Source organism: Mesorhizobium sp. RSR565B, assembly GCF_054719465.1.
In genome coordinates this window covers 118,128-138,629 of sequence record NZ_JBTTIE010000001.1, presented here as the reverse complement: position 1 = coordinate 138,629, position 20,502 = coordinate 118,128, and the positions used below count along the sequence as shown (strand labels likewise).

The 20,502-nt window shown below is 62.2% G+C and carries 27 protein-coding genes and 2 pseudogenes; 17 read left to right on the top strand and 12 right to left on the bottom strand.

What is annotated here, in order from left to right; translation table 11 throughout:
• Window positions 1-44: 44 nt before the first annotated feature.
• Complete coding sequence (locus tag ACYG9R_RS00665; RefSeq protein ID WP_023671498.1) at window positions 45-224, bottom strand: CsbD family protein; 180 nt, start codon at window positions 222-224, stop codon at window positions 45-47.
• A gap of 171 nt (window positions 225-395) precedes the next feature.
• On the opposite strand from ACYG9R_RS00665, the gene ACYG9R_RS00660 reads away from it, so the two are divergent.
• The 8 genes from ACYG9R_RS00660 to ACYG9R_RS00625 all read left to right on the top strand — a co-directional run bounded on the left by ACYG9R_RS00660 (window position 396) and on the right by ACYG9R_RS00625 (window position 4,241).
• A complete protein-coding gene (locus ACYG9R_RS00660; RefSeq protein ID WP_023684314.1) occupies window positions 396-1,049 on the top strand; it encodes a glutathione S-transferase family protein in 654 nt (217 codons plus the stop codon).
• Window positions 1,050-1,079: 30 nt separating this feature from the next.
• Window positions 1,080-1,409 carry a YciI family protein gene (locus tag ACYG9R_RS00655; protein WP_023824496.1) on the top strand — a complete coding sequence of 110 codons (330 nt, stop codon included), beginning with the start codon at window positions 1,080-1,082 and terminating at the stop codon, window positions 1,407-1,409.
• A gap of 465 nt (window positions 1,410-1,874) precedes the next feature.
• Window positions 1,875-2,084 carry a cold-shock protein gene (locus ACYG9R_RS00650; RefSeq protein ID WP_023671502.1) on the top strand — a complete coding sequence of 70 codons (210 nt, stop codon included), beginning with the start codon at window positions 1,875-1,877 and terminating at the stop codon, window positions 2,082-2,084.
• Between the two features lie 293 nt (window positions 2,085-2,377).
• Window positions 2,378-2,602, top strand: coding sequence for a hypothetical protein (locus ACYG9R_RS00645; protein WP_023689917.1), 225 nt, complete (start codon window positions 2,378-2,380; stop codon window positions 2,600-2,602).
• Window positions 2,602-3,009, top strand: a complete 408-nt coding sequence (locus ACYG9R_RS00640) for a hypothetical protein (protein WP_023824497.1) — start codon at window positions 2,602-2,604, stop codon at window positions 3,007-3,009. The genes ACYG9R_RS00645 and ACYG9R_RS00640 overlap by 1 nt, the downstream gene beginning before the upstream one ends.
• A gap of 1 nt (window position 3,010) precedes the next feature.
• On the top strand, window positions 3,011-3,175 hold the full coding sequence (locus ACYG9R_RS00635; protein ID WP_023671505.1) for a hypothetical protein: 165 nt from the start codon (window positions 3,011-3,013) through the stop codon (window positions 3,173-3,175).
• A gap of 4 nt (window positions 3,176-3,179) precedes the next feature.
• A complete protein-coding gene (locus ACYG9R_RS00630; protein ID WP_023715196.1) occupies window positions 3,180-3,560 on the top strand; it encodes a YkgJ family cysteine cluster protein in 381 nt (126 codons plus the stop codon).
• A gap of 69 nt (window positions 3,561-3,629) precedes the next feature.
• Window positions 3,630-4,241 (top strand): LysE family translocator, encoded by a 612-nt coding sequence (locus ACYG9R_RS00625; protein ID WP_023689918.1) that lies wholly within the window; start codon window positions 3,630-3,632, stop codon window positions 4,239-4,241.
• 23 nt (window positions 4,242-4,264) lie between these two features.
• On the opposite strand, the gene ACYG9R_RS00620 is transcribed toward ACYG9R_RS00625, so the two are convergent.
• Complete coding sequence (locus ACYG9R_RS00620; protein WP_023697711.1) at window positions 4,265-5,257, bottom strand: AraC family transcriptional regulator; 993 nt, start codon at window positions 5,255-5,257, stop codon at window positions 4,265-4,267.
• Window positions 5,258-5,439: 182 nt separating this feature from the next.
• Here ACYG9R_RS00620 and ACYG9R_RS00615 point away from each other — a divergent pair, with 182 nt between their 5' ends.
• Both ACYG9R_RS00615 and ACYG9R_RS00610 read left to right on the top strand, forming a co-directional pair.
• Entirely contained in the window at window positions 5,440-5,865 is a 426-nt protein-coding gene (locus ACYG9R_RS00615; protein WP_023734267.1) for a GFA family protein, read from the top strand.
• Window positions 5,866-5,921: 56 nt separating this feature from the next.
• Window positions 5,922-6,437: an OsmC family protein gene (locus ACYG9R_RS00610; protein WP_023671510.1), complete on the top strand. Its 516-nt coding sequence runs from the start codon at window positions 5,922-5,924 to the stop codon at window positions 6,435-6,437.
• A 71-nt stretch (window positions 6,438-6,508) separates the two neighbouring features.
• Here ACYG9R_RS00610 and ACYG9R_RS00605 read toward each other — a convergent pair whose 3' ends face one another.
• The 3 genes from ACYG9R_RS00605 to ACYG9R_RS00595 are packed head-to-tail and all read right to left on the bottom strand — an operon-like array spanning window position 6,509 to window position 8,414.
• Entirely contained in the window at window positions 6,509-6,895 is a 387-nt protein-coding gene (locus ACYG9R_RS00605) for a nuclear transport factor 2 family protein (protein ID WP_023824498.1), read from the bottom strand.
• Between the two features lie 17 nt (window positions 6,896-6,912).
• Complete coding sequence (locus ACYG9R_RS00600; protein ID WP_023697708.1) at window positions 6,913-7,362, bottom strand: OsmC family peroxiredoxin; 450 nt, start codon at window positions 7,360-7,362, stop codon at window positions 6,913-6,915.
• 41 nt (window positions 7,363-7,403) lie between these two features.
• On the bottom strand, window positions 7,404-8,414 hold the full coding sequence (locus ACYG9R_RS00595) for a zinc-dependent alcohol dehydrogenase family protein (RefSeq protein ID WP_023697707.1): 1,011 nt from the start codon (window positions 8,412-8,414) through the stop codon (window positions 7,404-7,406).
• A 102-nt stretch (window positions 8,415-8,516) separates the two neighbouring features.
• Here ACYG9R_RS00595 and ACYG9R_RS00590 point away from each other — a divergent pair, with 102 nt between their 5' ends.
• From ACYG9R_RS00590 to ACYG9R_RS00580, 3 genes and pseudogenes are all read left to right on the top strand, one after another.
• Entirely contained in the window at window positions 8,517-9,125 is a 609-nt protein-coding gene (locus ACYG9R_RS00590) for a TetR/AcrR family transcriptional regulator (protein ID WP_023824499.1), read from the top strand.
• 28 nt (window positions 9,126-9,153) lie between these two features.
• Window positions 9,154-9,267, top strand: a pseudogene (locus tag ACYG9R_RS00585) (LysE family translocator); the annotation flags it as partial.
• A gap of 137 nt (window positions 9,268-9,404) precedes the next feature.
• Window positions 9,405-10,490, top strand: coding sequence for a hypothetical protein (locus ACYG9R_RS00580; RefSeq protein WP_155923297.1), 1,086 nt, complete (start codon window positions 9,405-9,407; stop codon window positions 10,488-10,490).
• A gap of 2 nt (window positions 10,491-10,492) precedes the next feature.
• Here the strand turns inward: ACYG9R_RS00580 and ACYG9R_RS00575 are convergent, their stop codons facing one another.
• From ACYG9R_RS00575 to ACYG9R_RS00555, 5 genes are all read right to left on the bottom strand, one after another.
• On the bottom strand, window positions 10,493-10,783 hold the full coding sequence (locus tag ACYG9R_RS00575; RefSeq protein ID WP_023689927.1) for a hypothetical protein: 291 nt from the start codon (window positions 10,781-10,783) through the stop codon (window positions 10,493-10,495).
• A 186-nt stretch (window positions 10,784-10,969) separates the two neighbouring features.
• Window positions 10,970-12,625 (bottom strand): chaperonin GroEL, encoded by a 1,656-nt coding sequence (gene groL, locus ACYG9R_RS00570; RefSeq protein WP_023709705.1) that lies wholly within the window; start codon window positions 12,623-12,625, stop codon window positions 10,970-10,972.
• Window positions 12,626-12,689: 64 nt separating this feature from the next.
• Window positions 12,690-12,986 carry a co-chaperone GroES gene (gene groES, locus ACYG9R_RS00565; protein ID WP_006203049.1) on the bottom strand — a complete coding sequence of 99 codons (297 nt, stop codon included), beginning with the start codon at window positions 12,984-12,986 and terminating at the stop codon, window positions 12,690-12,692.
• 239 nt (window positions 12,987-13,225) lie between these two features.
• Window positions 13,226-14,149, bottom strand: a complete 924-nt coding sequence (locus ACYG9R_RS00560) for a hypothetical protein (RefSeq protein WP_023824501.1) — start codon at window positions 14,147-14,149, stop codon at window positions 13,226-13,228.
• A gap of 331 nt (window positions 14,150-14,480) precedes the next feature.
• A complete protein-coding gene (locus ACYG9R_RS00555; RefSeq protein WP_023824502.1) occupies window positions 14,481-15,278 on the bottom strand; it encodes a class I SAM-dependent methyltransferase in 798 nt (265 codons plus the stop codon).
• Between the two features lie 82 nt (window positions 15,279-15,360).
• Between ACYG9R_RS00555 and ACYG9R_RS00550 the strand changes: the two genes are divergently transcribed.
• Window positions 15,361-16,230, top strand: a complete 870-nt coding sequence (locus ACYG9R_RS00550) for a hypothetical protein (RefSeq protein ID WP_023824503.1) — start codon at window positions 15,361-15,363, stop codon at window positions 16,228-16,230.
• Here ACYG9R_RS00550 and ACYG9R_RS00545 read toward each other — a convergent pair.
• On the bottom strand, window positions 16,227-16,853 hold the full coding sequence (locus ACYG9R_RS00545) for a TetR family transcriptional regulator (protein WP_023824504.1): 627 nt from the start codon (window positions 16,851-16,853) through the stop codon (window positions 16,227-16,229). The genes ACYG9R_RS00550 and ACYG9R_RS00545 overlap by 4 nt on opposite strands.
• Before the next feature lie 170 nt (window positions 16,854-17,023).
• On the opposite strand from ACYG9R_RS00545, the gene ACYG9R_RS00540 reads away from it, so the two are divergent.
• Both ACYG9R_RS00540 and ACYG9R_RS00535 read left to right on the top strand, forming a co-directional pair.
• Window positions 17,024-18,211 (top strand): MFS transporter, encoded by a 1,188-nt coding sequence (locus ACYG9R_RS00540; RefSeq protein WP_023700643.1) that lies wholly within the window; start codon window positions 17,024-17,026, stop codon window positions 18,209-18,211.
• 79 nt (window positions 18,212-18,290) lie between these two features.
• Window positions 18,291-19,337: a bifunctional helix-turn-helix transcriptional regulator/GNAT family N-acetyltransferase gene (locus ACYG9R_RS00535; protein WP_023824505.1), complete on the top strand. Its 1,047-nt coding sequence runs from the start codon at window positions 18,291-18,293 to the stop codon at window positions 19,335-19,337.
• Here ACYG9R_RS00535 and ACYG9R_RS00530 read toward each other — a convergent pair.
• Window positions 19,268-20,101: an AraC family transcriptional regulator gene (locus tag ACYG9R_RS00530; protein ID WP_023824506.1), complete on the bottom strand. Its 834-nt coding sequence runs from the start codon at window positions 20,099-20,101 to the stop codon at window positions 19,268-19,270. The genes ACYG9R_RS00535 and ACYG9R_RS00530 overlap by 70 nt on opposite strands.
• Before the next feature lie 128 nt (window positions 20,102-20,229).
• Between ACYG9R_RS00530 and ACYG9R_RS00525 the strand changes: the two are divergent.
• Window positions 20,230-20,442: pseudogene (locus tag ACYG9R_RS00525) on the top strand (iron chelate uptake ABC transporter family permease subunit); the annotation flags it as partial.
• Window positions 20,443-20,502: the final 60 nt, after the last annotated feature.

Below are 20,502 nucleotides of genomic sequence, written 5' to 3'. Positions count from 1 at the left end.
AAAGGCGGCCTTGAGCCGCCTTCCTCATTGCCTGCGAGATCGGGTCAGAGCGCCTTTTTGATCTTGTCCTTCACGTCGCCATAGACCTTCTGCACCTTGCCGGCGGTCTTGTCTGCAGTGCCTTCGGCCTGGGTCTGCCTGTTGCCGGTCGCCTTGCCGCCGGCCTCCTTGACCGAGCCCTTGACCTGCTTGGCCACGCCGGCAACCTGATCCTTGTTCACCATCTTTGCATCTCCTGGGATTCCGGGGATTCATTCGCAGGAGGCAAACGGGCCGGCTTGGCTTAGGTTCCCTGGGCGGCGATCATCGTCGCATCTGGTCGCTTATATGGTCGCCGAAACGCTTTGCCGCGTCGTATCGTGTGACTAGTGTGACGAAATTTTGGGGAGACCGCCTTGGCTGAATTTACGCTCATCATCGCCAACAAGTGCTTTTCGTCCTGGTCGCTGAGGCCATGGGTGGCGATGAAGCATCTGGAGATCCCGTTCGAGGAAGGTTTCGTGCGCCTGCGCACGCCCGAGACTTTTGCCGCTCTGGCGAAAGTCTCGCCCACCGGCCTTGTGCCAGTGTTGAATCACAATGGCAGGATTGTCTGGGAAACCCTTGCCATCCTTGAATATCTGGCCGACCTGTTTCCGGAGAAAAAACTTTGGCCGCAGGATATCGGCGCCCGCGCCTTGGCTCGCTCGGTGGCGACCGAGATGCATTCCGGCTTTCGCGAGGTGCGCTATGGCTGGCCGATGAATTTGCGCCGGCCGAAGGGCCACAAGCCGCTCGACGCCGAAGGCGAAATGCAGCGCGCGCGCATCGAAACGATCTGGCGCCAGTGCCGGGAACAATACGGCAAAGGCGGCCCCTTCCTGTTCGGTCATTTCACCGCGGCCGATGCCATGTATGCACCTGTCGTCACCCGCTTCGACACCTATGGCGGCAAGCTCGCGCCCGACACGCGCGCCTACGTCGACGCCGTGTTGGCAACGCCGGCGATGCGGCACTGGTATGCGGAAGCAGCGAAGGAGACTTGGCCGGAACCCGGCCCGGACGAATAGGACCACTAATGACATCACGGTGAGTGACCGATGGCCAGCAATGATGGACCGCGTGAGACTACCGCGCCAACAATCTTCCACTGCCGGCTGATCCCGCCTCGGCCGGACTTCGCCTTCACCCTGACGGAGGAGGAGAGGGAGTTGATGGGCCGGCATGCCGACTATCTGCGCGGCAAGCTTGCCGAGGGCACCATGATCCTGGCCGGGCCGGTCGCCGACCCGGCCGGTCCTTGGGGTCTGCTGATCCTGCGTGTCGGCAGCGAAGCCGAGGCAAGAGCGGTCACCGACGGCGATCCGGTGTCGAGCTCCGGCCGCGGTTTCCACTACGAGATCCTGCCGCTGATCAGCGCGATCCTGTAGGCCGCCAGCGTGAGTTTAAGGAAAGTGTGAAACGGTTTTCCCCTGGGAATTGCGTCAGACAAGGGCACTTACAAGAACGCCTCTCGCACCGTTTAATGTGCGGGAGGCGTTCTTTTGCCAGCATTACCGAGATGCTCTCTGAATTGCTGACACCACGGAAATGCGCCGGCTTGCGATTGGTTCCGGGGCGTGGAATATTTTTTGGAACGCCTTGAGCTCCGCCACCTCGTCAGTTGAGGCTTATGCCTCAGGCACCCTCAGGTTGAATTTGGGCTCCGGCCAAACCAGAAATTGACTCGGCGCTAAAAGAAGTCTATAAGAAACATGTCGATATTTGTTTGACCGACTTTTGTTATCCGCGCATGATGCGCGCCTTTGACGAACTTCCCCATCAAAAATCGAGACAAAACGCTGTTGTGCAGTCGCACGATGGTGAACGAATATTTGCCAGGGAAAGGGTTCTTCATGGCCACCGGCACAGTGAAATGGTTCAACGCCACCAAAGGTTTTGGTTTTATTCAGCCTGACGACGGCTCCGCCGACGTTTTTGTCCACATCTCGGCCGTAGAGCGCGCCGGCATGCGTGACATCGTCGAGGGCCAGAAGCTCGGCTACGAGATGACCCGCGACAACAAGTCGGGCAAGATGTCCGCCGACCAGTTGAAGGCGGCCTGATAAGGAATTCGGCCTTCCGGTGACCACGGATGTACTGGCACCGATGAAAGGCTGAAAGGAGCGCCTTGCGCATCCAACTGGATGCGCGGCGCTTTCATGGAAGGTCAGGCGGTGCCTGGCCTTTTTCATTTTGTGCGTCATGCCGCTAAAAGTGCGCCGCACGCCGGCCGGAACGTGCTAAGGGACGATCCAGCAATCTGAACCGCCCATACTGCCCCGCTGCCGTATTGCTTTGGTCGTAATCGAAGACCGCTCTCGCTCTATCGGCACCAGGCTCCCGACAGGAGAAAGTTTTGACCACTCAATCCAAGACTGCCGACCAGGCCGGCTCGCTGTTCAGCAAGACGCAAACCCAGTCGATGTCACTCAACCGCATCCTGTCCGAGCGTGATGCCGTCAGCGAGGCGCGCGAAGCCAAGACCGCGCGCTTGCGCGAACTGCGCAAGGAAAAGGAAGCCGACGACATGGCAGCGGCCGCAGTCCTTGCGGCGCTGCCAAAGCGGGCAGGCAAACGCTGATGGCCACCAAGCGCGTACCGCCCACGCCGATCGATGCCGATGCGACCATAGCGTCCATGGTCCCGGGCCTGGACAAGCCGGTCGAATATGTCCGCCGTGTGCTGGAAAAGCTCGAGCGCTGCAAGCGCGCGCATGGCGATGCCCAGGTGCGCGTCGGCGTGCGCGGCCGTGCCGAAGCTCCGAACTATCTGGTCGAATATGTCCGCGAGGACAAAAAGACCCACGAGCGCGTGACCTACCAGGATGCCGCCTATAGCGGCAGCACGCATCGCGAACTGGCGGCGCACCACATTGCCGAGGCGAGGAACTGGTCGCCCGAGGAAATGAACATCACGGCGGTCTCGGCGCTGATCGGCCGCTTGCGCAATCCGCGCGCACCATCATCCCGCTTTTCCGACGAGGACTGACATGGCCATAAAGTTTTCCACCAAGGATCAGCCGGCAGCGCCGGCTGCTGCCACTGCAAAGCAGGCCAAGCCCGCTGCCGCGCCGAAGGCCGCCGAACCGTCGGCGACCGATCTGTTCGAGGCGCCAGCCGCCACGCCCAAGGGCAAGGCAGGCAAGAAGAAATAGCGCCTTGCCGCACCAAGCCGATCGCAATCTCGCAGCGCCTGGGCTGGTCGCGTTGGCCGCCAGGGATATCCGGTCGTCAAAACAGGACGACCAGCCGGTTTTCGATTGCCAGAGCTGCGGCGCCTGCTGCTCCTACTCGGCCGAATGGCCGCGCTTCTCGACCGAGGACGATGCGCAACTTGACCGGATTCCGGAAAAGTTCGTGTCCGCCGACCTGTCCGGGATGCGCTGCGAGGGCGTGCGCTGTTCGGCGCTTACGGGCGAGATCGGCAAGCACACAGCCTGCGGCATCTACGAGATCCGCCCGGACGTCTGCCACGCCTGCATGCCTGGCGGCGACGATTGCCTGATGGCGCGCAAGGCGCACGGGATGCCAACGATCTAGCCGACGCCCACCTTGCCTCATCCCACATCCCCCGATAGCTTCCACCATGGGCAGGGCGTTGGAGGAACCATGAGCATCGAATTCCTGTTGACGTCGCTGATCGTCGTGGCTTCGCCCGGCACCGGCGTTCTCTACACGCTGAGCGCCGGGCTTTCGCGAGGCGCGCGCGCCTCGATCACTGCTGCATTCGGCTGCACGCTTGGCATCATCCCGCATATGGCCGCCGCCATCACCGGCCTGGCGGCGCTGCTGCACACAAGTGCTGTCGCCTTCGAGACGCTGAAATATCTCGGCGTCGCCTATCTCCTCTACATGGCCTGGAACACGCTGAAGGAGAAGGGCGGCCTGAGCGTCGATGAAAACGCGGCACCCCGCTCGGCAGCCAAGGTCATCACCTCCGGCATCCTGATCAACATCCTGAACCCGAAGCTGTCGATCTTCTTCTTTGCCTTCCTGCCGCAATTCGTCAGCACGACCGAACCGAACGCATTTGCCAAGATGCTGGAGCTCTCGAGCGTCTTCATGCTGCTGACCTTCGTCGTCTTCGTCGCTTACGGCATCTTTGCCGCCTCGATCCGGAGCCATGTCGTGTCGCGGCCGATGGTGCTGACCTGGATGCGCCGCACCTTCGCCGGCGCCTTTGTCATGCTTGGGGCCAAGCTGGCGCTTGCTGATCGATAGAACAGGATCTGGCAGGCATCGGCCTACTCTTCGTCGGTTCCGGATCCGGTCCGGATGCCTAGACGCCAGGCGGAGGGCGGAAGGCCGATCATCTTCTTGAAGGCGCGGCTGAACGCTGCCTCGGATTCGTATCCGATTTCAGCGGCGATGCTGGCCATGTTGCTGGAGCCGGCGCTGAGCAGCTCCGAGGCGATCTGCATGCGCCATTTGGCGAGATAATGCATTGGCGGCATGCCGACCAGCCTGGTGAAGCGTTCGGCGAGCACGCTGCGCGACAGCGCGGAGTCCTTCGCCAGCGCCTCCACCGTCCAGTTATGCGCCGGCCGGTCGTGGATCAGCGCCAGTGCCCTCGCCAGGTGCGGATCGCGCAGGCCAGCCAGCCATCCCGTGGTTTGTGGCGGCAGCGATTCCAAGTAACGGCGCAACACGTCGACAAACATCAGTTCGCTCAGTTTGGTGAGCACCGTTTCACTGCCTGCGCGCTTTTGCGCCACCTCCGTGACAGCCAGGTTGATGAACTGGCTGAGCCAGCCGCCATCGCCTTTGGCAGCTCCGGCCTTGATCACCGGCGGCAAAGCCTCGAGCAGTGGATTGAAAGGCTGTGCATCACAGGCGAGATAGCCGCAAACCAGCCTGGCCGAGGTCGCGCCGTCGCCGGCGCAGTTGATGTAAAACGGCATCCGGCCGGCTGTTGCGATGTCGAGAACGTCGGCTGTCGGCGGATCGGCGCGCAGCGCCGGATTGCTGGACATAATATGCGGGTCGCTCCTGGTGAAGACGACGACTTCGCCGGCCTCCAGCGCGATCGCTTCCTGGCCGACGATGCGCGCGAAGCAGCGACCGGCCGTTACCACATGGTAGGAGATCAGATGGTCCGCACCGGGCAGGATCTTCGGCAGGATGGACGATGGCGCCGGCGAGCAGACGGCCCACGGCTCGTGGCCCTCAATGTCAAAAAACGTCGCGCCGGTAAGGCGTACCGTCCTCAACAGGTCAGACAGAGCATCCCCGGCCATTCCGTTTCGTCCCGCACCCGGCTAGCCGGTCAGCCATCCCTTTCGAGTTCCGGACGCGCTGTCAAGCGAGGCGGACGCCGTATCATTCAGTTCGCGGCCAGAACTCCTAAACCTGCACCGGTGCTCAAGCGCTGCCGAGAGAGGGCGCTGAGTGCTGTCGAAACCAACCAGGGACAAATGTCATGACGGTACATAAGGGCGGGTGTTTTTGCGGCGCCGTGGAAATCGAAGTGCACGGAGCCGCCGAGGCAATGGGCTATTGCCATTGCGGTTCGTGTCGATCGTGGTCGGCGTCTCCCGTGAACGCCTTCACGCTGTGGAAGCCTCAGAACGTCAAGGTCACCAGGGGCGCGGAGTTCCTGTCCGGGTTCGAGAAGACCGAAATGAGCGATCGCCAGTTCTGCACGAAATGCGGTGGTCATCTGATGACCGTTCATCCGCCGCTCGGCCTGGTCGATGTCTATGCGGCAACCATACCAGGCGTGAAATTCACGCCTGGGGTTCACGTCAACTACGCTGAGACCGTGCTGCCGATGAAGGATGGGCTGCCCAAGCTCAGGGACTTTCCGGCTGAGCTCGGCGGCTCCGGCATCGCGGTGCCGGAATAAGGCCCGGCCACTGCTCGCCATTTTTGACAACGACAATTCAAGACAGGAGATTGTTCATGGAAATCGCAACATTTCGCGCCACGCAGGAGCCGATCAAGGATCTCTATCGCAGGGATGCGAAGGCCGCGTTCCTCACCTTGAAGGCCAAAGGCGTCGCCGACGCGTCCACCGTGACCTGCAAGGTCGAGACCGGACGCGGGCTGGCGCTTGCCGGCATTCATCCGATGGCCGGGGGCAGCGGCCAGGAACTGTGCTCCGGCGACATGCTGCTGGAGGCGCTGATCGCATGCGCCGGTGTCTCGATGCGCGCGGCGGCGGCCGTGCTCGAAATTCCGATCAGGTCCGCCGAAGTTTCCGCGGAAGGTGACGTCGATCTTCGCGGCACGCTCGGCGTGACTGCGGGTGTTCCAGTCGGCTTCAAGGAAATCCGCTTGCGCTTCGACATCGACACCGACGCTCCCCAAAGTCAGCTCGACCAACTGCTCGAACTCACGGATCGCTATTGCGTGATCTTCCAGACCATCCAGAACAGTCCCAGCACCACGGTGAAGCTGCACCGCGTCATCCAGTGACCAGAAAACCGGCCCGGAAACTCGACTTGAGCGAGATTCCGGGCTGGGAACGGGAGTGCCGGGCAACGCTTCTATCCTTTGACGTAACCCATCGCCTCGACGATCAGCTCGTCCGCGACACGCATCAGGTTGACGCCGCGGATGGAGTTGCCGTCGGCCATGAAGTAGCGCCAGCGGATCGTCGCCCGTTCACCGGCGACGAAGGTTTCCTCGAGGTCGAAGCGCGTGCCGGGCTGGCTGGCGATCGCCGACCATAGGTCAATGCATGCCTCTTTGCCGGCATGGCGGGCGCCGTCCGGCGCCGGCACGGTGTTTTCGATAACGCAATCCTGCGCCACCAACTCGGCAAGCGCGGACGGATCGTGCAACTGGAACACATCGTTGAAGCGACGCATGATCTCGGCCGTCTGGCTAGAGTGGTCGCCCGGATGAATGCTCGTGATGCTGTCCTGGCTCATCTCATACCTCCTGGTTTTCATTGTTCCGTGGCAGTGGTGGCGGCCAGCTCGGCCTTGAGGGTGATGGTTGTAACGCCGGCCAAAGCGCGAGAGACAAGGCAGGTCGTCTTCGCCGTCTCCGCCATACGCTGGAATTCGGCAGGCTGAAGGCCGGGAATCTCTGCTTCCGTTTCGAGCTCGATGCGGGTGATCGTCGGCCCGGCGGCGGTCGCGCCGAGATGCACCTTGGCGACGGTGCGGATGGTGCGGGCGACGTGGCCTTCCTGGCCGAGGATGAAGGTCAGCGCCATCGAGAAGCAGCCGGCATGTGCTGCCCCGATCAGCTCTTCGGGATTGGTGCCCGGACCGTCCTCGAACCGCGACGGAAAGGAATAGGCGCCTTCGAAGACGCCGCTGCCAAGCCGCAGACGGCCGCCGCCTTCCTTCAGCGTGCCTTGCCATTCTGCGGAAGCTTCACGGATGGTCATGGTCGTTCTCCTGATTCGGGGTTGAAAAGCGGGCAATTGGGTCAGGCGCAGTCGATGACAACCTTCCCGAACACGTCGCCCTGCTGGAAGTGGCGGTACGCTTCGGGGGCTTCGGCAAAGGGGAAGACCCTGTCGACAACGGGCTTGAGGCGATGCTGCGACACGGCGCGCAGCATGGCCTCAAGATTGCTGCGGCTGCCGACGAACAGGCGGCTGATGGTGGCGAGGCTGCGCTGATAAAGCGCTGCCGGCATCTCGATCGATCTGCCACTGGCGTCCTGCAGCGTCAGCAGCACGATGTGTCCATAAAGCGTGCTGGCAATCAGCGACTGCGCGAAGGTGGCCGGGCCGCCGGTTTCGACGACGAGGTCGACTCCGCCTGTCTGCTCGCGCGCCCAGCCGCCCCATTCCGGTATGTCGGTGCTGGAGACAACGAGGTCGGCGCCCAGCGCCCGCAGCCTGTCGGCCTTCTCCGCGCGCGATGTGATGGCGACAACCCGGCAGCCGAGCAACTTGGCGAACTGCAGAGCAAACAGCGAAACGCCACCCGAACCGATGGTGAGAACCCATTGACCAGGCTTCGGAATCCGGGTCCCGGTCACCGCGTTCCAGGCCGTCACGCCGGCGCAGGTCAGCGTCGCCGCTTCGTGCCAGCTCAGATGATCGGGCAGTCGCGCCGCCCATTGTTCGTCGAGCACGGCAAACTCAGTCAGCATGCCGTCAAGCGTACAGCCGAGCTGGTCGATCAGACCGGCATTGATGCGGCCATCGATCCAGCGGGCGAAGTAGCTGCCGGTGACGCGGTCGCCGACGGCAAAACGGGTGACGGCATCGCCGATTGCGACGACGTCACCGGCTCCGTCGCTCAGCGGCACGATGCCTTGCCGCGCCGGCAAGGGATAGGTGCCGCCAAGGATCATCGTGTCGCGCCGATTGAGCGAGGCGGCGCGGACTCGCACCACGATCTCATGCGGTTTCGGTTCCGTCCGCGCCTCGTCGCGCATCGCCAGGGATTCGGTTCCACCAAACCCTTCGAGACGGTAGCTGCGCATGTCACTCTCCTTAATAGTATATAGACTGATCCACATATTATATAGACCGATTGTCATATTCTTGGCAAGGCCTATAATGCGTCACTGCTGACAGAGGTTGACATGGCCAACGACACCCGCACCCGCATACTCGAGACCACAGGCCTGTTGCTCAGGCAGCGCGGCTATCACGGCACCTCGCTCAACGACATTCTGGGCGCCAGCGGGGCGCCGCGCGGCTCGCTCTATTTTCATTTCCCAGGCGGCAAGGACCAACTGGTCATCGAGGTGACGCGCAACAGCGTTGCCGACGTCACGAAAAGGCTGGGCGAAGCACTGGCAGCCGAGAGCGATCCTGCAGTGGCCGTCCATCACATCTACCAGTCGGTCGGGCGCATGCTGGAGGACAATGATTTTTCGCTGGGTTGCCCCATCGCGCCGGTGGTGCTGGATTCACCCACCGATGTGCCGGAACTGGCGGAACTCTGCCGATCGGCTTTCGAGCAATGGATCGGCTTGCTGCGACAGGCCTTTGTCAGGGCAGGAGTGCCCGAACGCCGGGCGCATGCCCTGGCACTGCTGGTCGAATCCTCGCTGGAAGGGCTGATGGTGATTGCGCGGGCCACCCGCGACCGTGCACCGGTGCTGGTGGTGGCCGATGAGGTGGCTGCATTGGTCGAGCAGGCGGTGCTTGCGGGCAAGGTTGCGCGGCACGCCGACGCCGCTATCTGAGGTCGGTCCCGCAAATCGGCGCTCCAGCTTCGCCGCCTCGATCCGCAGCCATGTCGTGTCGCGGCCGATGGTGCTGAGCTGGATGCGCCGCACCTTCGCCGGCGCCTTCGTCATGCTCGGCGCCAAACTGGCAATGGCCGACGGGCAGGGACGGCCGATCCGATCTATGCGTGTGCTGAAAATCTACGCGGCATCTGCACGGCGCCTGGTCCGGCTCGCCATCGTTCCGCGCTCATAGGCAAGCAAATGGCAATCGGCCAACGCCGAGGAGTGCTTGTCTTGCTGACGCCTTTGATCCTGATTCCGCTTCCGTTTCTGTTTGTGCCCTTCTTCATCGCGGTGGCAATGCCGAACCGCGTGTGTCTCGCCGTCTGCGCTGTCGTCCTGGCTGCCGGCATCGCTTACCTGCGTGGCGATGGCTCTTTCGACGGACCGGGAGGCTTGTTGGCTGCCGTGCTGTGGGCAGCAATGGCAATAGGTGCGGCGGTGGGCGTCATCGCGCGAGGCATAGGGTTGGGATTGAGTTCGTTCGGCGCGAAGAGGGCCATCGTACAGTCGCCTGTGCTCGTCGCGTTTCTGGTCTTGGCGCTCGGATTTTCATGGCTGTTTGTCGTCAAACCGAAACTTGACGCACGGCCGGCATCGCAAGCCTGTCTGACATCGATCATCCACATCAAGATCGGCGGCCGTTTGCTCTCGACCCCGCCTGCGCCCGTGGTGCAGATCAGCAACGGCTATATAGCCGACTACGGTTTGAGCAGTGCCAAAGGCACGCGCCTGGTGTGCAGCGCAACTGACAATGGTTTGATTCCCCTGACCGCCAGTTCACTCTCCCTGCGCTTTGGCGATCTGAAGAACCACCGCAAGCCGAATCTCGTCGAGCGAACATTTTGTACCATGGCTAAACCCGGTGGTTGGGTCGCTCTGTGGTGCGACAGATTCAATGCACCCGAAGCATTGGCAGACTGGCCCGAAACGCTTGTCGTGGGTCTATCGTCGGATTTTTCGCTGAGGCATCCCTTTCTCCTCAACGGGCCGCCGCGAGAAGAACTTGCTGCAGGACTTGCCAAATCGGCAGGCAGCGGCAACCCGATCGTTGGGCTGCCGGCAGTCGGTTTTGTCCGCTATAAAATGCCTTCGAATGCTGAATACTGGGTCAGCACCGACCCAAGCTGGCGGCTGCCGGACAACGCGATCTATTTGATGGATTGTTCGTTGGACCGATGTCGCGTCGCGTTTTCGATCGATGGCACCGTTTTCGCTGGCTACAGTTTCCAGGCACCGATCGAGGGCCGCGAGGCAAGGTCGCGCGCCGTCTATTCGAAGGCTATGACGCTTCTGGATGAACTGCATTCCAATCGCTAAATTTAGGTCCCGCTGTCGAGAAGGTTCTGGCTAGCCAACTGCTCGACGATCGCCTTTCTTGCCTCGTCGCGCTTCTTGACATCGGCGACCGCGTCGGCGCGTACGAGCATCGCTTTCCAGAATGCGGTCCAGCTTTCGTTGCGCGGGAACAATGCCGACAGGGAGCCGCCACCCCTTTCTGTGCTTAACTTGTCCAGTTTGGCCCACAACGCCGGCGATTGATGCCTAATCCTTGTAAAGCGCAGAAAAGCCGTTTCCGAAAACTTGCCCACCAGCGGCGTGAGCGCGCGCATCCGTTGCCAGCCGGTGAAGTAGCGTTGGCAGATAGTCGTCCCTTCACGAGCAACAGGCGCGATAATCGCGCCGCCTCACCAGCAGCGCTGTTGTTCGAGTATGCAGATGCGGCTGACGGGCTCAGTCCAAAATAAAAAGGGCGCCTCTCGGCGCCCTTTCCGTATGCATAAGCCAGATAGCTTGGATTAGAAATCCATGCCGCCCATGCCGCCCATGCCGCCGCCGCCCATGCCGCCAGGCATGCCGCCGCCGGCCGACTCCTTCTTGGGAGCCTCCGCGATCATGGCTTCGGTGGTGACGAGCAGGCCGGCGACCGAGGCCGCGTCCTGGAGAGCGGTGCGAACGACCTTGACCGGGTCGACGATGCCCATGGCGATCATGTCGCCATACTCGCCGGTCTGGGCGTTGTAGCCGTAGGTCGCGCCCTTGTTGTCGAGGATCTTGCCGGCAACGATCGAAGCTTCGGCACCTGCGTTCGAAGCGATCTGACGGGCCGGAGCCTGCAGTGCACGGCGAACGATGTTGATTCCTGCAGCCTGGTCGGCATTGACGCCGGTGACCTTGATGTTGGCCGAAGCGCGCAGGAGAGCGACGCCGCCGCCTGCAACGATGCCTTCTTCCACGGCCGCGCGGGTCGCGTTGAGAGCGTCATCGACGCGGTCCTTCTTTTCCTTGACTTCGACTTCCGTCGCGCCGCCGACACGGATCACCGCAACGCCGCCGGCGAGCTTCGCCAGACGTTCCTGCAGCTTCTCCTTGTCGTAGTCCGACGTGGTCTCTTCGATCTGCTGCTTGATCTGGGCAACGCGGCCCTGGATCTCGGCCTTCTTGCCGGCGCCGTCGACGATGGTGGTGTTCTCCTTGGAGATCGACACCTTCTTGGCGCGGCCGAGCATGTTGAGGCCGACATTCTCGAGCTTGATGCCGAGGTCTTCCGAGATGACCTGGCCACCGGTGAGGATGGCGATGTCTTCCAGCATGGCCTTGCGGCGATCACCGAAGCCCGGCGCCTTGACGGCGGCGATCTTCAGGCCGCCACGCAGCTTGTTGACGACCAGCGTGGCCAGAGCCTCGCCTTCGACGTCTTCCGAGATGATAAGAAGCGGCTTGGAGGTCTGCACGACGGCTTCGAGAACCGGCAGCATGGCCTGGAGGTTGGAAAGCTTCTTCTCGTGCAGGAGGATGTAGACGTCCTCGAGCTCGGCAACCATCTTGTCGGCGTTGGTGACGAAGTAGGGCGAGAGATAGCCGCGGTCGAACTGCATGCCTTCGACGACTTCCAGCTCGGTCTCGGCGGTCTTGGCCTCTTCAACCGTGATGACGCCTTCATTGCCGACCTTCTGCATCGCTTCGGCGATCATGGCGCCGACCGACTCGTCGCCATTGGCCGAGATCGTGCCGACCTGGGCAACTTCCTCGGAGGTCTTGATCTTCTTGGCAGCCTTGCCGAGAGCCGCGACGACTTCGGTCACGGCCAGGTCGATGCCGCGCTTCAGGTCCATCGGGTTCATGCCGGCGGCAACCGCCTTGTGGCCTTCCTGGACGATCGACTGCGCCAGGACGGTCGCGGTCGTGGTGCCGTCGCCGGCAATGTCGTTGGTCTTCGAAGCAACTTCGCGGACCATCTGCGCGCCCATGTTTTCGAACTTGTCTTCAAGCTCGATTTCCTTCGCGACGGTGACGCCGTCCTTGGTGATGCGCGGTGCGCCGAACGATTTGTCGATGACGACGTTGCGGCCCTTGGGGCCGAGCGTGACCTTCACCGCGTCGGCGAGGATGTTGACGCCGCGCAGCATGCGCTCGCGGGCGTCGCGGGAGAATTTTACGTCTTTAGCAGCCATTTTTTAGCTCCTGGCAGGGGGCTTGCGATCAAGCCCGAAATTCAGTTGACGGTGAGGCCGATAATCAGCCGATGATGCCCATAATGTCGGATTCCTTCATGATCAGAAGGTCTTCGCCATTGAGCTTGACTTCGGTGCCCGACCACTTGCCGAACAGGATGCGGTCGCCGGCCTTGACGTCCAGCGGGACCAGCTTGCCGGCTTCGTCGCGAGCGCCGGAGCCGACGGCGATGATCTCGCCTTCCTGCGGCTTTTCCTTTGCCGTATCCGGGATGATGATCCCGCCGGCGGTCTTGGATTCGGATTCGACCCGGCGTACGACCACGCGGTCATGAAGCGGGCGGAACTTCGACTTTGCCATTTTTTCTTCCTCGAATGAGAACGGTGAGAGCTGTTCCTCGATCCGGCGGTGCCGGATGTGCGTTAGCACTCACCTGGGGAGAGTGCTAACGTCGCGCTGAAATAAGCGCGTGGCTTTCGAGAGTCAAGGCGCGCGGGAAGGGGCAATAGCGCGAAATTTATCCAAAGTTGCCTCACGATTCCGGAAAACTTGGCTCGCTGCCTGAACGCAGGCCCGAATGCCGTCCTGTCGATGGGAACTCAATGTCCGAGGCGCAGGCCGATCTCGCGCGTTTCAAAATCCAGCAACATGCTATTCTTCTCGAAGTAGCGGATGCCGACGATGTTATGCTCAAGCCCGGGAACGATCTCCACCTCGGGATTGTAGGTGGTCTTGAAATTCCAATCGTCCTGTCCGTCGGCTTTTACCAGGACTTTCGTGCCTCGGTTCAGCGACGAATACGGCGCCGAGGCGTCGGTGGGGACCATGATCGTTGAGTTGCCCGTATCGTAAAGCGTTGGCCGGCACGTCGGTTCAAATCCCCATGAGATACAGGCGTCGATCGTGGGAAAATTGTATCGCAAGCTGGCCACTTTCCAGCTTTGCACCCTGAAGTCCTTTTTTACGTCTTTCGGCACGCCAATATGGAGCCCTTCCACTTGCGGGCAGTTGCCGTCCTCGTTTGTGCAGACCTTCCATTTGGCGCCGATCGGCGAGAGGTAATAGCCTTTGTGGAGGCCGGGCCCAAAGTTCACATAGGCAAGCGGAGATTTGATGACCCGGTCTGGTCCGCCTCCGCCAACGGGAGAGATACCGAAAGTGCCTTTGGCCCAAAGCGGGCCACCAACGATTTCGCCGGTACTTCGCCTGACTACTTTGTAGCGGATGAGGAACGGGATTGCAGTGATGGTGGCGACCGGGGATTTCGGCGACCCGAAAGCCACGCGAGCATAGGCAACGTTGCCGTACTCATCGTAAGTTCCATACGTCATCACCGCTTGTTGCGTGGTCACCATGATGCCGTCGATCTGCTGATCCTTCGTGATCTTTATTCCTGTGTCCGAACAGAGTTCGGCCGACAGCACCGATTGGCACTCGATCGTCATTCCGCTCGATCCGGTATCGAGCAGCAAAGGCTGGTTTACTGTGTGATCGCCGAGCGAAAGGATTTTCACATAAAGCATGCGAATGTTCCTTGGCTCTCCGGGATACTCCAATTTGATCAAAGGCACGATCAACGAGTGTGCATCTTCGCATTGGGCCGGTGGCAATGTGGCCCCGAGTGCCGCGGCAATTGCCATCAGGCGTGCAAACCATTGAAAGCGAATCCCCAATGCATCCCTCCCGCAGAGCTGAACTACTGGAGGAAAGTCTAGTTTCCGCATGCCAAAGTAAAGCTCTGAAGCTGGCCGACTCCGCAAATTGCGGCGAACCAAGGCCAGATGGTCATGCCGCCCTAGACTTCGACAGGCTTCGCCCACCGAGTGTCATGCGGCAACAGCGTGCCGAAGAAATCTACCGGCGCCGCGGCGATTCAAGCACCAGAAGCGGGCATCGTTCCGCCAGCCCATAACCCCCTGTCGGCGCGAGGCGGACACTGTCAAAAAACCGGCTCGCCTCTTCGACCAGCGTCGCCGCCGGGGCGAAACTGTAGACAGTCTGCGAATTCGCATAGACATCGATGGTGCCGATGACCGGCATCTCCCATCCGGTCGTCGCGGCAAGGGCCTCCCGGTCGGCAAACAGCGCATCGAAGGCGTCGAGGATCGCCCGCACCGGAATGGCGCGGTCGGGATCGCCGCCGGCACAAGCCATGGCAATGCGCCATTTGAGTTCGTGGAAGGTCGCGACACCACCGGACAGCGTCAGCGCCCGGACCTCCTGCAGATCGTCCGGCACCTGAGGGCTTGCATAGGCGCGCAATGCAGCCCGCCCATCGGACTTCAGCACACGCGAGATCTCGGCAAGCAGCGCCTGCCGTGCAACCGAGGAGTCCAGCGCCGACAGACAGCCGTCGCCGATCACCGCCCCGGCGCTTTCGTCGCCCAGCGGCAACTCCAGCCAGTTGCCGATCACCGCCTTGCGTGAGGCGGTATCGCCCGGCCAGATGCCCGATATCATGGCAGTGGACTCCTCGATCGCGAGCATGGTCCTTCCGAGGCCGGCAAGCTCCGGCGTGACCCCGAGCAGCACCACATCGACTGATTGCAGGCTAAGTTCGCGCTCATAGGCGGCGACAGCTTCCGGGGGCGGACACAGCGGCGACCCGAGAAGCCGCCAATGACGGCGAATTGCGTCCCAATGCTCAGTCATGCGGAACGGTTTGGGGAAAGGCTGGACATATTTCCTTCCAGGCTGTTGGTTGCCTTGCGAGTTACCTCATGCAGGAAAGGCCATGGCCCGCATTGCCGTCATAACGCATGAATTTGACCGCTTCCAGAGCCGGCGGGGCCTCCTGCTGCGCCAGGACAGCCCCTACATGCTGTTCGACGTCCTGGCGGAGCTGAAACGGCGCGGTCACTCCGTGCAGATCATGCGTGGACCCTCGGCAAGTCATAACGCCGATATTGCCGTCCTGCATGTCGACGCGACGGTGACGCCATCGGACTATGTCGACTACGCGCGCGGATTTCCGATTTGTCTCAATCTTGGTGCAACCGACATTTCCAAGCGCCGCATCAGTGGTGCGATCCTCGAGGAGGGTGCCAACTGGAGCGGCCAGGTCATCGTCAAGAGCAACCTCAATCATTGGGGGACGCCCGAGGAGCAGCTCAACCGAAAATCCGTTCGCGCCGGCAAGGCAGTGCCTTTCCCGGGCGCGCAGACCTTCGACCGTTATCAGGTGCATGCCTCGCTGGCCGATGTGGCGCCGGAGATTTTCAGGCGTGCCGACCTGATCGTGGAAAAATTCATTCCCGAAATCGAGCCCGACGGGTTTGCGGCGCGGTTCTGGATATTCTGCGGCGATCGGGAGCGCTGCACCCGCTATGTCTCGCCGCAGCGCCTGGTCAAGGGCGACGACACCGTCCGCCGGGAGCCGGTTGCGGTTCCCGACGAACTGCGCGCCTTGCGTCGGAAGCTGGGCTTCGACTATGGCAAATTCGACTTTGTCGTGCATGAGGGCAGGGCCGTGCTGCTCGATGCCAACAAGACCCCAGGTCGCGCCAGGAACCTGTCGAAGATTGTTGCCGCCGGCACAGCCAACCTGGCCGACGGCTTCGAAAACCTCATCCACCAGACCGGACGGGGTCGAATCGGGCGCTAGAGAAACAGTCCCAACTGCGTATGGATGATTGACCGGTAGTCCTCGATGGTGTGGCGGCTTTCCTCCTGGTTCTGGGTCAGCGCCATGCGCACGACGCCGCCGGCCAGCTGGAAGATCAGGAAAACCATACGGCCGAACTCATTGCGTCGCTCTGGCGCGAGAAAGGGGCCGACATGGTCGCAGAACATCGTCGCCTGGTGCCGGGTTTCGGCGATGTCGAGATTCTTCAGCGCCTTGTCAGCCTGGATGGCGTTTTGCAGGTCCTGAATGGCGGGGTCGCCGGCGACGCGCTCATAGTAGTCGTCGAGCAGCCGGTCGGCCGCAGCGATAACGTCGCTCAGCCCGCCGACGTCGGCAACGATCGCGGCAAGCCGGGCGCGGCTCACTTCGGAGAATCGCTCGTAGAGCATCGCCAGGATCGCCGACTTGTTGGGGAAGTAATGATAGACGGTGGCGATCGGCCCGCCGGCCTGTGCGCCGACTTCCTTCATGGTGACGGCGTCGATGCCTTTCTCGCCGATCAGCCGCATGGTCGTCGACAGGATGGCGTCGATGCGCTCGCGGCTGCGCTCCTGTTTGGGCCTGCGCCTCGGTTCGGTCGTCATCTGCACTGCTTCGTTCATGCCGCCATCCTCTCGATCGCCCAGACCATTCGATCGCCAAGACCATCCCCAGCCTTGTTGGTGCCAAGTCCCGCTACTGATTGACAAACGAATATGATCGAGTATCAGTTTCTAAATGCTGACAGACTGTCAGTTTTTTTGCCGTCAGGCAAGGACGTTGGGAGGCGACCGTGACTTCTGCTGGTAACGCGGATGCCGGGAACGGCGACTGGCTGGTCGGCAACCCCACTGGGGCGCAACTCGCCTCGGCATTGTGGATCGGCTCGGTCGGCCTGCTCATTCTCGGGCTGCAGCCGGTGCTTCTCGGCGCGCTCTACACCGAAGGGCATGTCAGCGGTGACGAACTCGCGCTGGTCGCCACGGCGGAGATGATCGCCATCGGCATCGGATCGGCGGCCATCGCCATGATGCTGTCCGCCCACAATATGCGCTTGAAAAGTGCCGTCCTTCTGCTCTTGCTGGCGCTGGCGAACGGGGCGACCGCCTATGCGCTGACCTCGACCTCGCTGATTGCCGCCCGCGCGGTGGCAGGCCTCGCCGAGGGTGGGCTGGTGGCGGTCGCCACGGAACTGATCGCCCGTTCACGCCGGGCCGAGCGCATCGGCGGCTTCTTCGTCACCCTTCAGACCCTGGCGCAATGCGCCCTTGCCCTGCTGCTGGCGCTTTACGTCATCCCGGCCGCCGGATCGGCGGGCGGCTTCATCGTCCTTGCCGTCGTCTGCATCGCCTCGGTGGCCGTCGCCTTCATCGTCCCGGATAGCTATGCCGACCTGCCCAAGGAGGAACAGTTCAGCAATGTGCTGACCGTTCCTTCGCTTGCCGCTTTGCTGAGCGTCTTCTGCTACTTCATGTTCTTCGGCTCGGTCTGGGCGTTTCTCGAGCCGCTTGGCGCACAATACGGCATCGATGGCCGCACCGTCGGCCTGATCGTCTCGGCCAACCTCGCATTGCAGGTGCTGGGCGCAATGACGGCTACCGTCTTCGAGGCGCGCATCGACTACCGCTTCGCCATCGTGGCGATCGGCGTGGTCGCCGTCGCCAGTTCCGTGATGCTCGCCGGCAGCCCCGGCCTGACGGTTTTCTGGGTCGCGGCCTTGATCATGGGCTTCATCCTTCTGTTCATCGTGCCCTATCAGATCCGGCTGGCGATCACCGCCGACGAGACGCGCACGGCCGTGCTTCTGGTGCCGGCGGCCCAGCTTTTCGGTCTGGCGATCGGCCCGGTCGCGGCATCGCTGCTGATCGACGGCAAGGATTTTCGGCCGGTGCCGGAATTTGCCGCCGCCAGTGCTGCGGCCAGCGTTGTGCTGCTCGGCCTGTTCGTCCTGATCGCACGGCGCCGCCGCGCCATCGCCTGAGACACGACCGGAGGAGCATCTCCTCGATACTTGACTAAGTCAAATAAATGACCGATCGTTGATGGGCAGGAGGCTTCCCATGACGATCCATCATCAACCCGGCAAGGAACGCATCGACGCGGTGCGGGCTTTCAACCGCTTCTACACCCGCCAGATAGGTCTGCTCGACGAAGGCCTGCTGAAAAGCGCCTTCTCGCTGACCGAGGCGCGGGTGCTCTACGAACTGGCGCATCGCGATGGCCTGACCGCCAGCGATCTCATCCGCGATCTCGGCCTCGACGCCGGTTATGTCAGCCGGCTCCTGAAGAAGTTCGAGCACCTGCAGCTGATTGCGCGCGCGCCGCTGGCGTCGGATGCGCGGCAGTCGTCGATCACGCTGACGCCGGTGGGGCGGCAGGCCTTCGCGCCGCTGAACCGGGCTTCGCACGACCAGGTCGCGGCCTTGCTGGAGCGGCTTCCTGCTGCCGAACAGGACCGGCTGGTCAAGGCCATGCAGACGGTGCAGCAACTCCTGGGCGACAGCCCGGAGTCCAAAGTGCCGTATATGCTGCGCCCCTTGCAGGTCGGCGACATCGGCTGGGTGGTGCGCCGCCAAGGACAGATCTACGCACAGGACTATGGCTGGGACGAAACCTACGAGGCGCTGGTCGCCGAAATCCTCGGCGCCTTCGTAAAATCCTTCGATCCAGAATGGGAACGCAGCTGGATTGCCGAACGGCAAGGGGAGGTGGTCGGCTCGGTCTTCGTCGTGCGCAAGTCCGACGAGGTGGCAAAATTGCGCCTGCTCTATGTCGAGCCTTCGGCGCGCGGCCTCGGCATCGGCAAACGGCTGGTCGAGGAGTGCATCGGCTTCGCCCGCGCCAGGGGCTACAAGACGCTGACCCTGTGGACCAACGACATTTTGACCGCCGCCCGGCACATCTATGAGAGTGCGGGCTTCAGGCTGGTGGACGAAGAGCGCCATCACGCCTTCGGCAAGGATCTGGTCGGCCAGAACTGGAACCTGAGCTGTAGCGCCTTTTCACCGGAAGAAGGCAAGATCGCGCGCAAACGCTCTCACACTCTAACCGGAATCCATATCTCCAGCCCGCCATTGCCGCTGCGCGGATCGAACTCTGGGCCGTAGCGCTCGAATTCGGGGCCGTCGGCTATATCGTGCCCCGAGGCCGGCAGCCATTTGTTCCAGATCGTGTTGACGGTGCGGCGGATGGTGGAGATATGCTCGGCATGGGTGAACACGGCGTATTTCTGCGCCGGCACCCGCACCCGCGAAAGCTCCTTCGGCAGGTCCGAGAAATCCGAAACTTCGACCCCGGCGATATAGTCGAAATTGCCGGCATCGTCGCCATTGACGCAGACGCCATAGGCGACGTCACCGGTCTCGCCCGGAATGTTGCCGATATAGGGACCGAAGCGCTGCCACTGCATCGGAATGGCCGCGCTGGTCTCGCAGCTGTAGCGCTCGCCGAGCCCGGCAATGAGGAAGGGGCGGCCGGTCTCGAAGCGCGGCGGCGGCAGTGAGGCGAGGAAGGACTGGTCCATCAGGATCGGCTCCACGAGATCGAGATTGCTGAGGCTGCCCTGCGCGCGCACCAGTTCCGGCGTCGTGCCGAACTGGTCGCGGAAGGCGCGGGTGAAGGCTTCGTGCGAGGCGTAGCCGGCATCGAGCGCGACCGAGAGGATGTCGGGCGCGCCGGAAGCCAGCTTGCGCGCCGCTTCGGTCAGCCGGCGCGCGCGCATATAGCCCATCACCGAACGGCCGGTGGCGGCGCCAAAGGCGCGCGTCACATGAAAGCGCGAGACGCCGCTGCTTTGCGCGACATCTTCAAGCGAGATCGCTTCCGGCAGATGGCTCTCGACAAACCACAGCGCTTTCTCGGTCGGGTTCATAGGTCTCCTCGCATTTGGCGGCACATTTTGTCGGCTTTTTGCGAGGCCAGTTTGATCGAAATTGCGCCTGTCGTAAAATCGACCGGCGTTGGTCGACTGTGACAGGTCACCATGGTGGGAAGCCGCTGCTGGGCGGCCTCGGCCTGGCGCGCTGGGACAATATCTGGCTGGGCGCGCTGGGTGCGGGCACCATCCTTGGCTACGCGCTGTGGAACCACCGCCGGCTCGATGCCTTCCTCGCCGGCGAAAATGCCGCCGAAAGCCTAGGTGTGCCAGTGGCGGGGACGCGCATGACGACCTTTCTCCTCGCGGCGTTCTCGACGGCAATTCACGTCACGGTCGGGAGGTCATCCGCAACCGTTATTGACTGTGCCATGACCGCATCTGCATGGCTGCCATCC

Coding starts and splice junctions, on each gene's coding strand:
- ACYG9R_RS00535 (WP_023824505.1), top strand. CDS start 18,291: ATGACGATCCATCATCAACCCGGCAAGGAACGCATCGACGCGGTGCGG.
- ACYG9R_RS00575 (WP_023689927.1), bottom strand. CDS start 10,783: ATGCGCGCGCTCACGCCGCTGGTGGGCAAGTTTTCGGAAACGGCTTTT.
- ACYG9R_RS00610 (WP_023671510.1), top strand. CDS start 5,922: ATGGAAATCGCAACATTTCGCGCCACGCAGGAGCCGATCAAGGATCTC.
- ACYG9R_RS00655 (WP_023824496.1), top strand. CDS start 1,080: ATGGCCAGCAATGATGGACCGCGTGAGACTACCGCGCCAACAATCTTC.
- ACYG9R_RS00530 (WP_023824506.1), bottom strand. CDS start 20,101: ATGAACCCGACCGAGAAAGCGCTGTGGTTTGTCGAGAGCCATCTGCCG.
- ACYG9R_RS00590 (WP_023824499.1), top strand. CDS start 8,517: ATGGCCAACGACACCCGCACCCGCATACTCGAGACCACAGGCCTGTTG.
- ACYG9R_RS00605 (WP_023824498.1), bottom strand. CDS start 6,895: ATGAGCCAGGACAGCATCACGAGCATTCATCCGGGCGACCACTCTAGC.
- ACYG9R_RS00615 (WP_023734267.1), top strand. CDS start 5,440: ATGACGGTACATAAGGGCGGGTGTTTTTGCGGCGCCGTGGAAATCGAA.
- ACYG9R_RS00665 (WP_023671498.1), bottom strand. CDS start 224: ATGGTGAACAAGGATCAGGTTGCCGGCGTGGCCAAGCAGGTCAAGGGC.
- ACYG9R_RS00560 (WP_023824501.1), bottom strand. CDS start 14,149: ATGCTTTATGTGAAAATCCTTTCGCTCGGCGATCACACAGTAAACCAG.
- ACYG9R_RS00635 (WP_023671505.1), top strand. CDS start 3,011: ATGGCCATAAAGTTTTCCACCAAGGATCAGCCGGCAGCGCCGGCTGCT.
- ACYG9R_RS00620 (WP_023697711.1), bottom strand. CDS start 5,257: ATGGCCGGGGATGCTCTGTCTGACCTGTTGAGGACGGTACGCCTTACC.
- ACYG9R_RS00650 (WP_023671502.1), top strand. CDS start 1,875: ATGGCCACCGGCACAGTGAAATGGTTCAACGCCACCAAAGGTTTTGGT.
- ACYG9R_RS00625 (WP_023689918.1), top strand. CDS start 3,630: ATGAGCATCGAATTCCTGTTGACGTCGCTGATCGTCGTGGCTTCGCCC.
- groES (WP_006203049.1), bottom strand. CDS start 12,986: ATGGCAAAGTCGAAGTTCCGCCCGCTTCATGACCGCGTGGTCGTACGC.
- ACYG9R_RS00550 (WP_023824503.1), top strand. CDS start 15,361: ATGGCCCGCATTGCCGTCATAACGCATGAATTTGACCGCTTCCAGAGC.
- ACYG9R_RS00595 (WP_023697707.1), bottom strand. CDS start 8,414: ATGCGCAGCTACCGTCTCGAAGGGTTTGGTGGAACCGAATCCCTGGCG.
- ACYG9R_RS00640 (WP_023824497.1), top strand. CDS start 2,602: ATGGCCACCAAGCGCGTACCGCCCACGCCGATCGATGCCGATGCGACC.
- groL (WP_023709705.1), bottom strand. CDS start 12,625: ATGGCTGCTAAAGACGTAAAATTCTCCCGCGACGCCCGCGAGCGCATG.
- ACYG9R_RS00555 (WP_023824502.1), bottom strand. CDS start 15,278: ATGACTGAGCATTGGGACGCAATTCGCCGTCATTGGCGGCTTCTCGGG.
- ACYG9R_RS00600 (WP_023697708.1), bottom strand. CDS start 7,362: ATGACCATCCGTGAAGCTTCCGCAGAATGGCAAGGCACGCTGAAGGAA.
- ACYG9R_RS00545 (WP_023824504.1), bottom strand. CDS start 16,853: ATGAACGAAGCAGTGCAGATGACGACCGAACCGAGGCGCAGGCCCAAA.